At 61.8% G+C, this 15,483-nt stretch carries 13 protein-coding genes; 2 read left to right on the top strand and 11 right to left on the bottom strand.

Going from position 1 to position 15,483, the window contains the following annotated elements; genetic code table 11:
- Positions 1-108 precede the first annotated feature (108 nt).
- From A8C75_RS12005 to A8C75_RS11965, 9 genes are all read right to left on the bottom strand, one after another.
- Entirely contained in the window at positions 109-960 is an 852-nt protein-coding gene (locus A8C75_RS12005) for an SDR family NAD(P)-dependent oxidoreductase (RefSeq protein WP_067382514.1), read from the bottom strand.
- Between the two features lie 67 nt (positions 961-1,027).
- A complete protein-coding gene (locus tag A8C75_RS12000) occupies positions 1,028-1,912 on the bottom strand; it encodes an AEC family transporter (RefSeq protein ID WP_067382511.1) in 885 nt (294 codons plus the stop codon).
- Positions 1,913-2,038: 126 nt separating this feature from the next.
- Positions 2,039-3,832, bottom strand: a complete 1,794-nt coding sequence (locus tag A8C75_RS11995; RefSeq protein ID WP_067382508.1) for a BatD family protein — start codon at positions 3,830-3,832, stop codon at positions 2,039-2,041.
- Positions 3,826-5,838, bottom strand: a complete 2,013-nt coding sequence (locus A8C75_RS11990; protein ID WP_067382505.1) for a VWA domain-containing protein — start codon at positions 5,836-5,838, stop codon at positions 3,826-3,828. Before A8C75_RS11990 ends, A8C75_RS11995 begins: the two co-directional genes overlap by 7 nt.
- A complete protein-coding gene (locus A8C75_RS11985; protein ID WP_067382502.1) occupies positions 5,835-6,851 on the bottom strand; it encodes a vWA domain-containing protein in 1,017 nt (338 codons plus the stop codon). The genes A8C75_RS11990 and A8C75_RS11985 overlap by 4 nt, the downstream gene beginning before the upstream one ends.
- Positions 6,845-7,372, bottom strand: a complete 528-nt coding sequence (locus A8C75_RS11980) for a DUF4381 domain-containing protein (protein WP_084784028.1) — start codon at positions 7,370-7,372, stop codon at positions 6,845-6,847. Before A8C75_RS11980 ends, A8C75_RS11985 begins: the two co-directional genes overlap by 7 nt.
- Complete coding sequence (locus A8C75_RS11975; RefSeq protein WP_067382499.1) at positions 7,369-8,325, bottom strand: DUF58 domain-containing protein; 957 nt, start codon at positions 8,323-8,325, stop codon at positions 7,369-7,371. The genes A8C75_RS11980 and A8C75_RS11975 overlap by 4 nt, the downstream gene beginning before the upstream one ends.
- Before the next feature lie 13 nt (positions 8,326-8,338).
- A complete protein-coding gene (locus tag A8C75_RS11970; RefSeq protein ID WP_067382496.1) occupies positions 8,339-9,298 on the bottom strand; it encodes an AAA family ATPase in 960 nt (319 codons plus the stop codon).
- A gap of 244 nt (positions 9,299-9,542) precedes the next feature.
- Positions 9,543-10,469, bottom strand: coding sequence for a LysR family transcriptional regulator (locus A8C75_RS11965; protein WP_067382493.1), 927 nt, complete (start codon positions 10,467-10,469; stop codon positions 9,543-9,545).
- Between the two features lie 141 nt (positions 10,470-10,610).
- On the opposite strand from A8C75_RS11965, the gene A8C75_RS11960 reads away from it, so the two are divergent.
- The gene (locus A8C75_RS11960) at positions 10,611-12,062 is read left to right on the top strand and encodes an MFS transporter (protein WP_084784026.1); all 1,452 of its coding nucleotides are present in this window, start codon (positions 10,611-10,613) and stop codon (positions 12,060-12,062) included.
- Between the two features lie 678 nt (positions 12,063-12,740).
- A complete protein-coding gene (locus tag A8C75_RS11955; RefSeq protein ID WP_067382490.1) occupies positions 12,741-13,349 on the top strand; it encodes a sulfotransferase family protein in 609 nt (202 codons plus the stop codon).
- 114 nt (positions 13,350-13,463) lie between these two features.
- Here A8C75_RS11955 and A8C75_RS11950 read toward each other — a convergent pair whose 3' ends face one another.
- Complete coding sequence (locus A8C75_RS11950; RefSeq protein WP_067382487.1) at positions 13,464-13,742, bottom strand: MoaD/ThiS family protein; 279 nt, start codon at positions 13,740-13,742, stop codon at positions 13,464-13,466.
- A gap of 5 nt (positions 13,743-13,747) precedes the next feature.
- The gene (locus A8C75_RS11945) at positions 13,748-14,932 is read right to left on the bottom strand and encodes a WD40/YVTN/BNR-like repeat-containing protein (protein ID WP_067382484.1); all 1,185 of its coding nucleotides are present in this window, start codon (positions 14,930-14,932) and stop codon (positions 13,748-13,750) included.
- Positions 14,933-15,483 lie beyond the last annotated feature (551 nt).

The raw sequence follows: 15,483 nt of genomic DNA, 5'->3' as shown, positions 1-15,483 counted from the left end.
TTAGTCTCTATGTTTAGAGCCTGTTTTTAGAGCTTATGGCATAGCAGAAGACGGATATAAAAAAGGCAGCCCTGAGCTGCCTTTTTTATTGTTTGGGCTAATGTACGGCTAGCGATTTTCACGGTCGGCAACGGCGCGCAGGATCCAGTCCAGCGCCCGGGTCGACAGCAGGCGGCGCAGGGTGCCAAAGATATGCGTCGGCGTGGTGACGTAATAACGCGGCCGCGCCTGTTTGGCTTCCAGTGCGTGCAGTACCTTGAGCAGCACCGCTTCCGGGCGCAGCGTGAAAGGATCCTTCTTGCCACTGTTACCCTGGGCCGCCAGACGCTGCTCAACGGCGGCGTAGGTGGCGCTATGGGGGCTGTTGCTGCGGTCGATGTTCTGCTTGAATTTGGCGTAGGCGTTTTCACGAAAGTGGCTGATGACAGGCCCGGTTTCGATCAGTGATACCTGAATGCCACTGCCATGCAGCTCCTGACGCAGGGTGTCGCTGAGGCCTTCGAGGGCAAACTTGGACGCATTGTAAGCACCGCGGTATTTCAGCGTAATCAGACCCAGCACCGAACTGTGCTGAATGATGCGGCCGTGGCCCTGGCGGCGCATGGCGGGAAGCACCCGGCAGGCCAGTTCATGGGCGCCGAAGAGGTTGGTCTCAAACTGTTCGCGCAGCACCTGGCGGCTCAGGTCTTCCACGGCGCCGGGCTGGCCGAAACCCGCATTGTTGAACAGGGCATCGAGGCTGCCGCCGGTCTGCTCAAGCACCCAGCGCACGGCACTGTCGATGGAGTCTGAATCATCCACATCCAGCTGGCAGCTTTCCAGGCCCTGTTCCCGCAAGTGTTCCACGTCTTCTGGTTTGCGCGCCGTGGCAAAGACGCGATAGCCGCGCTGGCGCAATCCCAGTGCCACATGGTGGCCGATACCGCTGGAGCAGCCGGTGATCAATATGCTTTTTTCCATGGCCGCTTTGTCCTTTGTACGCGGTTACTGACTTGGCTGGCATGCTAACAGATTTTATCGGCTGAGCTTAAAGATAGAACGCTGACAGCAGCATGATGGCCAGCAACGACAGGGGCGTTGACAGCATGATGATCGCCGCCACCTGATCCTTGGGGCCCTGATACTGGGTGGTCATCATGTAGCTCAGTACGGCCACCGGCATGCAGGACTGAATCAGCAGGGTTTTCTGCAGTATCTCCGGCAGGGGGAGCAGTTGTATGGCAGCAAAGGCGGCGATGAAGCCGATGAGCACGCGGCCGGCACTCATGCAGCCGACCAGCTTCAGGTCGCTCAGCGTGCGGATGCTGATGGAGCCCAGAGAGCGCCCCAGCAACAGCAGCATGATAGGCACCGTAATGCCGGCCAGCATGTCGAGGGTATTGAGCAGCGGTACTGGTACCTGGGTGTCGGTGAGCAGCAGCACAATACCTACCAGCAGTGCCATGATGGAGCCATTGGTCAGGAGCGCACGGGGATTCAGGGTGCCCGACATCAGCCAGGCGCCGAAGGTGAAATTGCTCAGCCCCACGGTGGTGGAAATCAGCACTGCATAGGGCAGGGCGTCCGGGCCGAGCAGCGCAAAGACCACCGGAATGCCGAGGTTGCCGGTATTGGGATTCACCAGCACCGGCAGCAGAAACCGCATGGGTTGGCCGCAGATGCGCAGTGCCAGCGCGGCCAGCAGTGCCGCGATCACCAGCATGGCCCCGGCCGCCAGAATAATCTGCGACAGCGCGGCTATGTCGGCATCCATCTTCAGCAGTGAATTAAGCAGCAGACTCGGCAGACCTATGACCATAACCAGCTGGCCAAGGTCCGGGCTGTCCAGCAGCCGGGTACGTTTGCTCAGGATCCAGCCAAGGCTGGTACAGACCAGCACAGGCGTGAGGCTGGAAAAAAACTCGATCAGCATGGGCCTTGCCTCATAAATATTACGTGCAGAGCCGGGACTGGGCCTTGCTGCGGCTTTGTATGATAGCGCTATCAGTTTCTATGGCAAGGTAACAGCGTTACTGCAGGTCTGGGTGCTAAGGGCCCGCTATTGCGGATAGAGTTCGGCCAGGGCTGAGGGGGTTTGTGTTCGAGCACTGCTGCCATGAAGTGCCTTTAATCCCGCTAGCAGCCGTTCAGCATTGATCGTAGTCGTGGCTTTTGATGCTGTATCAGGCGCGATATCCGGTGCCTTGTTTGCTGCGTTTTCGGGTGCAAAAAGAGCGCGGTCGAGCGCCGCCAGTTCGGCTTGCAGGCTGGCATCGCCCAGCACTGCGATGCGCGCAAGACTCGGTGGCAGCTTACCGGTGAGCTGGCAGGCGTCTGCCCAGTCGAGGATTGCCTGGCGGATCTGTGCCGGATTGCCGTGCCGGCAGGCGTGCTGCAGTTGCCGTTCGGCAAGCTGTTGGTTGGGAGTGTCATTAGTGCTAACGGCGGGCAATGCTGGCATGACGGGGCGCTGGCGGGCGCGCCACCATGCCAGGGCCAGCAGGCCACTGAGACCGGCCCAGGCCAGATTGCTCCACAGCAGCCAGGGAGATGTATCTGCGCTGCCCACAATTCCGGCGTTAATGGGCGCTTGCAAGGGGCTTGTTTCGTTCGTGGGTGTGGCATTGGTCGCAGTGCTCTGTACCGGCACGGAGGCCTGAGCCGCGGGTGAGGGGCTGCCCTGGCGTGCTGGCAATACGGTGAGGGTAATGGGCTCACTGCGCGCTTCGCTAAACTCGCCGCTACGGCTGTTCCACCAGCGTATCCGGGTGCCCGGCAGGGTCAGGGTGCCGGCTTGGGTGGGCACCAGGCCGACGCGCTGGGTCCGGCTGATCTGTATGCCATCGGCGCCGACCTGCTGCTGATCATTCACCGGCTCCGGATACAGCCGCACGCCATCCAGCGCTGGCGGCGTCAGGCCCGGCAGGCGTGCAGGATCAGCGCCTTCGGCTTCCAGGCTCAGATTAAGGGTGACAGGCTCACCGGCGTAGACAGAGGTAGTGCCGGTTTCTAACCACTGTTTCAGCCTGAGACTGTCGGCGGCGAGCCAGTCAGCACCAGCACTGGCCGGTGGCGCTGTGACCTCGATCTGTTGGGCTTGGGTACGCAGGCGCACTGTCTGGCCGCGGTTGCGGTCGAACACGGAGCGCGAGGCGCCCTCGATGGCGGTGAGCATCTGGGCTGGCAGATCCAGGGTGCCGGGTTGCTGGGCAAACAGGGCATAGTTCTTCTCGTACACCAGATAGGGGCGGCCGTTGAGGCTGCGCTGATACTGGCGATCCTCCAGCTCTATGAGCCTGGCACCCTCGACGGTGAGCGGGGTGATCTGGAGTTCAGACAAGCCGACTGCGCTATTGAGTCTTAGCCGTATCCGCAGTTGCTGACCTGGATAGAGAGTTTCGGGTTGCAGGTCGCGCTCCAGAAAATAGTCAGCATCCTGGGTATTGGCACTGAGCTGGGGCTCGATCACTTGCACCAGTAGCGCCTCGCTGTGTGCCCCTTGCAATTCAAAGGCGGGAATCTGAATCTGGCCCAGCTGTTTGGGTGCCAGGCTGTATTGCCACAGGGTAAAGGCGCTGGTCTTGCCGTTGATGGAGCGCAGTTGGCGACTCTGGCTGCGGCCCAGCACTTCGAAGAAGGGCTCCAGGGCACTGATATCCGGCTCGGCGCGGGTGTCGCGGGAATCAAAGCGCAGGCTCAGGGTGAGGGTTTCATCCAGCGCCAACTGGGTGCGATCAACGCTGGCACTGAGGCTTTCGGCGTGCAGCAAGGCGCTGCTCAGCGCCAGCACCAGGCCGAAGCACAGGCTAATGAATGTGGTCACCGTGCGTGACAGCGGGGTGATGCTTACCATCGGCTTTCCTCAGGTGGTGTCCAGCGGCCCTGGCGATAGGCCTCCAGCTTTTGCTGATATTCATATTCAAACTTGCGCCTTAACAATCCGCCGGGATCATCCGGCAGCTGGCGCAGCCAGCGTTCAAGTTCCTGCGAGCGTTGGGGTGATGGCTCTGTGCCCGTCGCTACCTCGTTCTGGTCATCGCCCGGCGCTTGCTTGGCGTCTTTGTTGGCTTCGCTGCCGGTTGCCTTGTCGGCGTTTGCCTCCGGCTGATCGGTGCTGTTCTGGTCTTGCTTGGACGAGCCCTTGTCTGTCGGGTTATCTGCTTCTGATTCCGGCGTTGATTCAGAGCCGCCATCCTGCGTCTGGCTTTCGGCCTGCGGGTCGCTGTCACCTTGCTGCGACTCGTTGCCCGGCTGCTGGGCGCCACTCTGGTTATCTTGTTGTTCCTGGCCTTGCTGCGGATTCTGGCTCTGATCCTGATTGTCGTCCTGGTTCTGGTCGTCCTGGGAGCTTTGTTGTTGCTCCTGCTGCTGTTGCTTTTGAAGCAGCTGCTCCACCAAATCGCGATTGGCCTGAGCATCGGCCAGCTGCGGATTACGTTGCAGCGCCTGCTCATAGGCGTCGAGCGCTTCCTTGAGTTGACCGCCCTGGGCCAGGGCATTGCCGAGGTTATAGTGATTGGCGGCGCTGTCCTGCTGCGCTATAGCATCACGGAAACTGTCGCTGGCACCACTGAAATCGCCGCTGCGATAACGAGCGCTGCCTAGCCAGGCAGGGTCGCGGAAGTGACCTGCGGCCTGATCGAACTGCTGCGCCTGGAATTGGGCGGCACCTTGCTGATCCGCAGTGTTCCAGAGACCACGCCATAGATCGCGTGAAAGTTCGGCAATACCTGCGTCCGTTGCTTGCGCAGCGCCGGTGGTATTGGCCGTGGAATTCTCTGTTGAGTGAGACGTTTCGGCGGCAACTGCAGGCAGAGGCGCCAGGCTGGGGGTGATCAGGCAAACCAGCAGCAGGCTCAGCAGCCAACCGCGACGAAAGGCGAGGGCGGCCACCGGCAGCAAGAGCAACACCAGCCAGGGGCCGGCCTCACGCCATTGATCGAAGGACTGCCCCTGGGGTAGCTGCCCCTGCTGTGCACTGACGATGCGGGGCTGGGCAAACTGGGCCGAGAAGTCGTCGCGCTCGCTGGCGCTGCTGCTTAGTGCACGGTAGATGCCGCCACTGTCGCGGGCCAGTCGAATCAATGGCTGGGCGTCGAGTTTGGCCAGAATCATGCGCCCTGCGCTATCGCGGGCGAAGCTGCCATCATCACTAGGAATCGGCGCCCCCTCCGGGGTACCAACACCCAGTATCGACAGGCGCTGGCCGCTGGCCTGCAGCTGGGCTGCTACCGCATCGGCGGCCGCAGGAGTAACTCCGTCTGTAATCAGTAATAACTGACCATCGCCGTGGCCGCTTTCGTTGAGCAACGCAAGGGCCCGTTCCACTGCGGCTTCGACCTGGCTGCCGCGTATCGGCATGATGTCCGGTGACAGCGTGGGGGCCAGTGCCAGCAATGTCTGGCGGTCCTGGCTCAGGGGGCTGACCAGATGGGCATCGCCGGCGTAGACCACCAGTGCGGTGAGTCCTTCCTGGCGGGCGCGCAGCAGATCGATCATTCGCAGGCGTGCCTGCATCAGACGCGAGGGCTTTAGATCCTGGGCCAGCATTGAGGGCGAGAGGTCGAGAATCACCACCAGTGAGGCCTGGGGCTGGTACACCGGCTGCGGCAGCTGTTCCCAGCTAGGACCCGCCAGCGCAACGGTGGCTGTGAACCAGGCGGCGCCCAGAGCCAGCAATGGAGCACGGCGCTGCTGGCCGGGTTGCTGTTCCAGCAGCGGTTGCAACAGGCTGGCGGGGATCAGCCGTTGCCAGCCGCTGCCCAGGGTCTGCTGTTGCCACAACCGATAGCCAAGCAGAGCGAGGGGAACAAGTAACAGCAACCATAGCGGGCGCAGGAAGTGGAAGGCCTCGATCATGATTGTGCCTCACGCACACTGGCCGTTTTCGACTGCCGAAGGCGTTGCAGTGCCCACAGCAGCGAGAGTGCCAGTGCCAACCCCAGGGGCCAGTGAAACAGCGCCTGCTGGGGGCGTACCAGTTGTTCTTCCTGCTGGCTCGGTTCCAGCCGGTCGAGCTCGGCGTACACCTGGGCCAGCTGTTCGGGGTCCCTGGCGCGGAAGTATTGCCCGCCTGTAGTCTCGGCCACCTGGGTCAGCAGCCTTTCATCAAGATCGGCGGAGGGATTGACCCGTCGGGTGCCGAAGAAACTCTGCACCAGCATTTCATCGGCGCCTATGCCCAGGGTGTGAATGCGAATGCCCTCTTTGGCCGCCACCTGGGCGGCTTCCAGCGGTTGCACCTGGCCCGCGGTGTTGGCACCGTCGGTGAGCAGAATCAGTACCCGGCTTTGTTGCGCACGGTCGGTCAGGCGTTTGATCGCCAGGCCAATGGCATCGCCGATGGCGGTTTTCTCACCGGCAAAACCAATGCGCGATTCATCCAGTAGCTGTACCAGGGCCTGGCTGTCGAAGGTCAGGGGTACCTGTATATAGGCGCGGGTGCCAAACAGAATCAGCCCCAGGCGATCACCCTGACGCCGCTCCACGAACTGGGCCAGTACCTGCTTTACCACCGTCAGGCGATCGAGCAGCTGACCGTCCTGTGGCATGTCCTGGGTGCCCATGCTGCCGGAGATATCCACCGCCAGTAGCAGATCGCGACCACTGGGGGCGACCGGCAGAGGATCGCCGAGCCACTGTGGGCGTGCGGCGGACAGCAGCAGCGCCAGCCAGATCAGGCTCAACAGCGCCAGGCGTAGACGCAGGGAGCCTGGGATGCGGGCGGAGTTTGCGCCATCGCTGCGCTGCAACTGGTCGAAAAAGGGCACCTGCAGGGCCGCCTGCTGATGCCGCACTGGGCGGGCAAAACGGTAGATCAGCCAGGGCAGCGGGGCCAGCAACAGCAGCCAGGGCCAGTCGAGGCTCAGCATGACCACCTCCGTTTGTGTTTTCGGATCCAGTCGCGTGCCAACTGACCAACCGCATCAGGGTCGAACTCGATTGCGGCCTGGTAGGGGCCGCGCACCAGGGCGTCGCCGGCGCTGCCGTTAAAGGCATCCAGACCGCTGCTGTCAATCAGGCACTGGCGCCAGGCATTATCGGTCAACCCGGCCAGGGCCTGCTGCGGATAGGCGCTAAGGGCAGTGCGGCGCAGCAACTGGGCGACCAGGGTTAGATAGCGCTGGCGGTTGTCGTCCTGCTGCAGCTGCTGCCGGTAGGCGTTGAGCAGCTTGAGCGCGGCGCGTCTGTAAGCGTTGTGTTGCCAGCGTCGCCATAGCCACAGGCCGGCCCATACCAGCCCGCCCAGCAGCAGGGCTGCGAGCAGCCACCAGCCCGGCGCCGGTGGCCAGAAGCCAACCTCGGCCGGCAGCTGCAGATCGCGCAACTGTTCCAGCGACGGCGTGCCGTGTATGGGTGCAGCAGCGGGGCTGACCTGGGGCGTAGTGTTCATGCGCGCCCCCGTGCGCCGCTGCGCTGGCCGTAGAGTTGTTGCAGCAGGGTCAGCGGTGAGGTTTCGGTGCTGAGATGATGCAGCGGGATGGCCAGCCGGGTGCAGAGCGCGCGCAGGCGCTGATCTCGTTGGGCCAATTGTTCGCCCGCTTGGTTGAGATCGCGCACCGCAGCGCGCTGCTGGCCGTTGCCAATCCAGAGGTCATCGTTGTCAGGCAGCCCATACTCCAGCGGGTCGCTAATCAGAAACAGGGTCAGGTCGCTGTGGCGGGCTAGCTGGTAGAAACGCTGTTCGCTGGCGTCGTCCAGGTCGTGGAAGTCACTGGCGATATAGACGGCGGTGCCGGGGTGGCTGGTGTGCAGCAGTTTGTCGAGCAGCTGGCTCAGGGGCGCAGGTATTTCTGCGGGACAGGGCGTGGTCAGGCGATGGCTGAAGGCATCCAGTTGTTGCAGCAGCTCCAGCACGCTGTGGCGGCTGCGGCGCGGCCGTACATCGCGGTGTTCCTGATCGCCAAATACCAGTCCGCCGACGCGGTCGCGCCCGGCCAGAGCGATCCAGCCAAGGGTGCCGATCAGGGCGCTGGCCAGCACCGCCTTGTAGCAATGGCGGCTGCCGAAGAACATCGGCGAGCGCAGGTCGGCGGCCAGCAGCACCGGCCGTTCGCGCTCTTCGCGGTAGACCCGGGTGTGGGGCGCCTGGCGCCTGGCGGTGACACGCCAGTCGATGCTGCGGATATCATCACCGGCCTGATAGGCGCGCACCTGATCAAAATCGATGCCGCGCCCGCGCTGGTGAGTGCGCCATTCGCCAGCCAGGGTGCTGCTGCTGTGGCGTCGGGCACTGAGGCTCAGACGGGCGGCGAAGCGGTGCAGCGCCACCAGTTGATCGAGCCGGGTGTAGGCGCCCTCGAGTGGAAACTGATCGCTGGCGGTTATATCGGTTGGATGACTCATGCTGCAGCTCCGCTCAGGCCACCGGTACTCGCTCCAGCAAACGGGAAATGACCGCGTCGCTGCTCTGGCCGTTGGCTTCGGCCTCGAAACTGAGCAGCAGGCGGTGGCGCAATACATCGTGGGCGATTGCCTGGACATTGTCGGGGCTGACGTAATCCTGCCCCTGCAGCCAGGCATGGGCGCGGGCACAGCGTTCCAGCGCTATGGTGGCGCGCGGGCTGGCGCCATAGTCGATCCAGCGCGCCAGGTCAGGCGCATGCTGTTGCGGGTCACGGCTGGCCATCACCAGCTCGACCATGTAGTGCTCCACGGCTTCAGACAGGTGCAGACTCTGAGCCTCGGCGCGGGCGGCGAACAGACTTGCCTGAGTCAGGCGGGCGGGAGGCTCTGCCACCTCGGCGCTGATTTCCTGGCGCGCCAGCCGCAGTATCGCAAGCTCTGCTTCACGATCCGGGTAGCCCACGTTTACCTGCATCAGAAAGCGGTCGAGCTGAGCTTCGGGCAACGGGTAAGTGCCTTCCTGTTCGATGGGGTTCTGGGTTGCCATCACCAGGAACAGATCGGGCAGCGGATAGCTTTGCTGACCTATGCTGATTTGGCGTTCCGCCATGGCCTCCAGCAGTGCCGACTGTACCTTGGCCGGGGCACGGTTGATCTCATCCGCCAGCACCAGATTATGGAACAGCGGCCCCGGCTGGAATTCGAAGCTATGGGTCTCGGGTCTATAGATATCACTGCCGGTGATATCGGCGGGCAGCAGGTCGGGGGTGAACTGCACCCGGTGAAAGTCCGCTTGCAGCGCCAGAGAAAGTGTTTTGATGGCCTTGGTCTTGGCTAGCCCAGGTGCGCCCTCTACCAACAGGTGGCCATCGGCCAGCAGGGCGATCAGCAGCCGCTCAATCAGGCTATGCTGGCCGATGATCTGGGATTGCAGCCATTGTTGCAGGCTCTGAAACTGAAGAAGTGGTGTCATGGTCTTGGCGATTCCCTGCACAGCGCAATGGTAAGGCTCTATCTGGTGTTAAATCAGCAAATTTCAAGAGCTTGGGACTCTGTCGCACAGTCCTGGTTCCGTCGCTGAGAGGAGAAATTCAAGGGCAGACGGGTCATCGGCCTGTGGTGAACGCATGAACAAACCCAGGGCGCTATGACGATGGGGGGTAAGAATCAACCCGGTTGGTCAGGGGTCGTTTATTCAGCAGCTTTAATCAAGAACCTTAATCAAGAGCCCCATTCGTCGAAGGATTCGCAAGGTGTTGCGCGCAGGCCTCGCGGACGCATTCACGCAGCCAGCGATGGGCCGGGTCCGCATGCATGCGCGGGTGCCAGAGCAGTGACACCGTGATTTCTGGTGGCGGGAAGGGCAGCGCAAAGCTATGCATGTCTGCTCGCAAGGAGCGGGTGCTTGTGTCGGGCACTGTCGCAATCAGTTCCGAGCTGCGGGCCAGCGCGAGCGCCGCCGAAAAGCCGCCCACCATGGTCACGATTCTGCGTTCCAGCCCCAGTAATTCAAGGGCTTCATCCACAGGCCCCCGGTCGATACCCCGCCGTGAAACGGCGATATGGCTGCAGGCGGCATAACGGGCGGCGGTGAGCTTGCCTGTGCTGAGTGGGTGGCCCGCTTGTACGACACCGATAAAGCGATCCCGGTAGAGGCCCAGGGTACGGATCTCCGGGCCCAGAGCCTTGCCCACAACGCCCGTTTCCAAATCCACGGCCCCGTCGCGCAGCGGCGCACTCTCCCTGTCGGGTTTGGACACAAAGCGCAGCCGTACGCCTGGCGCCTGCGAGCTGACGCGGGCAATAAGGCTGGGCCCGAAGGTCTCGACAAAGCCTTCGCCGGTTCTCAGGGTGAATGTTCGCACCAGCTGTTTGAGATCGAGCGCCGCCTGGGGGCGCAGAACGGCCTCTGCCTCGTCAACCAGCTGGCTTACCTGAGCGCGCAGTTCCAGCGCCCGGGGGGTTGGTACGAGCCCGCGTCCGGCCCGGACCAGCAGCGGGTCTCCCGTTGCCTGGCGCAACCGCGCCAGTGCACGGCTCATGGCCGACGGGCTGAGCCCTAAGCGTTGTGCGGCGCGGACTACACTGCCTTCACAAAGCAGTGCATTAAGAGTGACAAGCAAATTGAAATCGGGGGTCTGCATGCGCCAACCATAGCACGGGCCCTGCGATCTGACATGGCGTTGGATGCACTTATTAAGTGTTAATGGTGCCTGTACCGCCCTATAAGGCGAGGGGATATATTGGTGGCAGGTGAATGTAGCAGCCAGAAGACGGAAAACCCCATGAAGCGAAACATCACAGATGCAGCCCCGGACCTGACTGAAACCCCTGAACAGACAGTGCAGGGCCGCTGGGCGCTCGCCAGTCTTGCGCTCTCGATGCTGCTGGCCTCCCTGGGCGTAAGCATCGCCAATATTGCCTTGCCCACCCTGGCCGAAGCATTTACCGCCTCATTCCAGCAGGTGCAATGGGTCATCATCGCCTATCTGCTTGCCATCACTGTCATGATCGTCAGTGTCGGGCGCCTGGGCGATATCCTGGGTCATCGTCGGGTGCTGCTGGCCGGTATCCTCCTGTTCACGCTGGCCTCAATCCTGTGCGGTGTTGCGCCCACACTCTGGCTGCTCATTGTTGCCCGAGCGCTGCAGGGCCTGGGTGCGGCCATTCTGATGGCGCTGACCCTAGCCCTTGTGCGCGAGATCACGCTCAAGGCCAGAACCGGCAGCGCCATGGGGCTGCTCGGCACTATGTCGGCCATTGGCACCGCGCTTGGGCCTTCGCTGGGCGGCTTCCTGCTTGCAGGCCCAGGCTGGCGTGCCATCTTTCTGATATTGGTGCCGCTGGGCATGCTGAATATCCTGTTGGCGTATCGTTACCTGCCGGCTTCCAGGCGCAAGGGCGAGCCAGGGCGCTCGGGCTTCGATGCGCTGGGTACGCTGCTGCTTGGTCTTACGCTTGGGGCCTATGCGCTGGCCGTGACGGTGGGGGGTGGTGATTTCGATGCGCTTAATCTGGCCCTGTTGCTGGCCGCGGCCCTGGGAGCTGGTCTCTTCGTGCTGGCGCAGGCGAGGGTGGCATGCCCCCTGATTCCGGTGGCGGCGCTGCGCAATCTGCTGTTGAGTGCAAGCCTTGCGCTTAATGCTCTGGTCGCAACTGTGATGATGGCAACTCTGGTGGTCGGGCCTTTTTACCTGTCGCGGGCGCTCGGGCTCAGTGACGTACTTGTGGGTCTGGTGATGTCGACCGGCCCCGTCATCTCCGCACTGAGCGGTGTCCCTGCCGGCCTTCTGGTCGACCGCTTGGGTGCACCTTTTATGGCCATAGCAGGGCTGGTCGCCATGGCGGCGGGTGCCTTTGCGCTATCCGGACTGCCAGCGATTTTCGGCGTTGCGGGCTATCTGGCTGCCATTGCCATTCTGACCCCCGGTTATCAGCTGTTTCAGGCCGCCAACAACACCGCCGTTATGCTGGATGTGAGTGCAGATCAGCGCGGCGTTATCTCCGGTCTGCTCAGCCTGTCGCGCAATGTCGGGCTTATCACCGGTGCCGCCGTTATGGGCGCGCTGTTCGCATTCGCCGCCATGACGACTGACATTACCACCGCCTCGGCGCAGGCCATTGCGGGTGGCATGCAGGTCACTTTCGTTGTTGCAGGCCTGCTGATGGTTGTGGCCCTGGGTATCGCGGCCATCAGTCGGATGCTGGTTAAGCGGGCTTCGGTGCCGGTGGCATGATATTTGGCTAGCGGCAGGGGGCATGGGTAGTCGCGGAATTCATCCGCGATGGCTTTGACAGGGTGCTAATGAGCCTGAAATTTGCACCATGTGGGGGGTATGACGAAGGAAAACAATTGTTGGGTCGCTACTGCCCGGTAGAGCGGTTCATGCATATGGGAAAGAGTTTAATGACATGGGTAACACTTTGTCAGATGTGGATGTTACCTGGGTCTTGAAGCTGCAGAGCTGGCGGAGGCTGCGAGGCGATTTGATGGTTTGTGTTGCGCCTTGCTGGCGCGTTACTTGCCAAGAAAGTAATCAAAGCTCTTCACCTTGAAGAATACGCCCCGATGAAGCCTTTGCGCTGCGCTCTGACATCATTGTGCGGGCGCCGGCCTTCAAGGTGGGGAGTTGGAACATCCTGTTCCTAATCTGCAGCTCGACAGTCCCTGTCTCGCCCCTACGGGCCTGATCGCACACTGACGCCAGTGCTCGCCGGCTTCAAAAGGGGGGATCGAAGCCGCTCTGATATCTCGGTGGTACTGAATTGTATCGTGCGGCAGTACGGTGCCATGATTAATCACGAATCACGAATCACGAATCACGAATCACGAATCACGAATCACGAATCACGAATCCAATTCGGGCGGCCGCCATCCACGGACGCTGACAGGGTTCTTCCACTAAGGTGTTTGAATGATGCTTAAAGTGATGGGTGCAGGTTTTGGGCGCACGGGCACGGACTCGATGCGCGAGGCGCTCGACATCCTTGGGGTTGGGCCTTGCCACCATATGTATGAGGTGAACGCGCACGAGGAGCAAAAATTGATGTGGCGTGCATTGGTGCAGGGTGTCCGGCCAGGGTGGGATCAGTTGTTCGCAGGGTATGGCTGCTGCGTTGACTGGCCATCGGCGTACTACTGGAGGGAACTGGCTGCGTTTTACCCGCAGGCCAAAGTCGTGCTGACGCACCGGACAGCCGAGAGTTGGTGGCAGAGCTTTGAGCAAACGATCCTGCGGGGTATCCAGATGAGCACGGAGCCGGAGTCACTTGGGCTTGCGCTGGTACGTGACAAGGTCTTCGGCGGCCGGCCTGGTGATCGTGATCATGCGATTGCGACCTACGAGGAAAACATCAAGGCCGTGAAGGCGACCATAGCGCCGGAGCGACTGCTCGTCCATAACCTGGGGGACGGTTGGGAGCCGCTCTGTACGTTCCTGCGTTTGCCCGTGCCTGCGCAGCCGTATCCGAACCGCAACAACACCAGGGATTTCCAGGATGCGGGTTTGAAAAGCAAGCCATAGGAGGCTGTCCGACGATACTCAACCTTCCCAGCTTGTAGGGGCGATCGAAAACGAAAACGCTGTATCCGGTGATCCAGCCGGTTGATCTGGTATGCAGTGGATCTGCCTGGGTTATTAACCGCCGGTCAGCGATTGGAAGATATAGACAGTCCCGCCATCAGCGACCTGATCCGACAGTGTCTTTCTATCGATGACGACAGTGTCGTTGACGCTGATCAAGACGTGTCGGCGCAGCGCGCCCCGTTCATCCAGTACGTAGTCGCAGAAGCCGGGGGCGATGTTGTCGATCGCCTGCACAACCTCGGCAACGGAGCCCGCCGGCACCTCGATCTCCAACTTCTCAAGCGCGGGGAAAAACCGGTACAGGTGCGGTGTCATCTCAACTCTGACCATGGCGGCTACCCAAAACGTACCGAATAGACCGGCGGAAAGTTGTGACCCAGGCAGTGCCAGGTTTCGCCGCGGTCTTCTGACAGGTAGACATTGCCGGTGGTGGTGCCGAAACAGAGACAGTCACCGGCTATATCCATGCCGTGCCTCAACACCAGATCGTAGGCGTGCTCCTGGGGCAGGCCGGTGCGGAAGGTCTGCCAGCTCTGGCCGCCATCCTGGGTGCGCGCCACGCACAGGCCGCCGTTGATCGCCATACGTGCCATATCCGCCTGCGCCGGGATTACCCAGGCCGTGCGCCCGTTCTGTGCATCCACCGCGACCGGGAAGCCGAAGTGCACCCCGCGTTCTGGAATACTGACCTTGTTCCAGGTCTGGGCGCCATCTTCACTGTAAAACACACCGCAGTGGTTCTGTTGCCAGAGATGATCCGGCTGGGCCGGGCAGCCGGCGATAAAGTGCGGATCGTGTCCCCAGTCGGCGTTGGGGTCGGGCATATAGTCATTCAACATGCCCCGGTTGCGCCCCGCCCAGCTACGGCCGCCATCGGTGGTTTCGAGCACGCCGGCGGAGGAGACGGCAACGTGGATGTGATCCGGGTCGCGTGGATCCACAACGATTGAATGGATACCCGGTTCGAACACGCCATAGTCGACGCTTGCCGGCGTGCCGCCCCAGCGGGTTTCGCTCGTCGCATCACCGCTGAACAGGTCGCCGCCGCGACTCTCGTGGTTCCAGAGCGGGCGGTTGAGCGTCCAGCTATCGCCGCCATCGTCACTGACAAAGAGACCGCCCGGGATGGTACCGGCGTATAGCCTGCCGGGTTGTTCGGCGGCGCCAAAGGCAATATTCCAGATCTTCAGCAGCGTGGCATCCCGGTATTCGGGTTGCCCGGCGGGGGCCTGTGGATCGAAATCCGGGGTTGGCAGGTATTGCACGATATGGCGTGCCCCCGGCGGGTATTTGAGCGCCACCAGGTCCTCCCAGGTGACGCCAGCATCACGGGAGCGCGACAGCTTGGGCCCCCAATGACCATGGTCCAGGGACGCCCACAGGGTACCGTCACGCGGATCGCAGGCGGCGTAACACACGGGAATACCCGCGTGCAGTATGGGGCGGGGCTGCCAGGTGGCATCCCGACGATCAAAAATCACCGTACCCTTGCGAGTACCGAGCAAGATGACGTCCGACATTGCATGGCCCTTCTGGAAATACCGGTGCAGTTAAATATAGAAGGTCTTCGCTAATCCAGGGGGCTGTTGGAGAATACTGGCCGCAGGGAGGGGCGGCTTAGGGTTATCGCTGGCCGCTAGCCGGATTTCCTGCTGCCGTTGGCGGTGCTCGCCGGGCGTGCGTCCTTGTCGTGGTTCTGAGGGGAGGGCAGTTCATCCACCTCGGTAACAGTTCAATTCAATAACGTGGGTAACACTTTGCTGGGGACTAATCCGGTATCAGCCTCGGAAACGCTGTGCTTACGGACGCCGCGAGGCCATCTGATAGTTTGAGTTTCGCCTGTTGGCGACATACTTTCTTTGCTCGCGCCAAAGAAAGTAACCAAGGCTTTTTGCCTTGAAGAATGCGCCCCAATCAGCCGGCCTACGGCTGCATTGTGCGCCGGCATGATGTTCCGGACGTCGCTCAGGGGGACATCCATGTCCCCAATCGACGGCTCGGCAGTCCCTGCCTTACCCCTTCAGGTCTGATCGGAACATAATCCCGGTGCTCGTCGGCTGCTGAGGGGAAT

Source organism: Marinobacterium aestuarii (genome assembly GCF_001651805.1).
GTDB classification, from domain to species: Bacteria; Pseudomonadota; Gammaproteobacteria; order Pseudomonadales; family Balneatricaceae; genus Marinobacterium_A; species Marinobacterium_A aestuarii.
The sequence above is the reverse complement of the archived record's forward strand: the minus strand, read 5'-3'. Positions and strand labels throughout refer to the sequence as shown.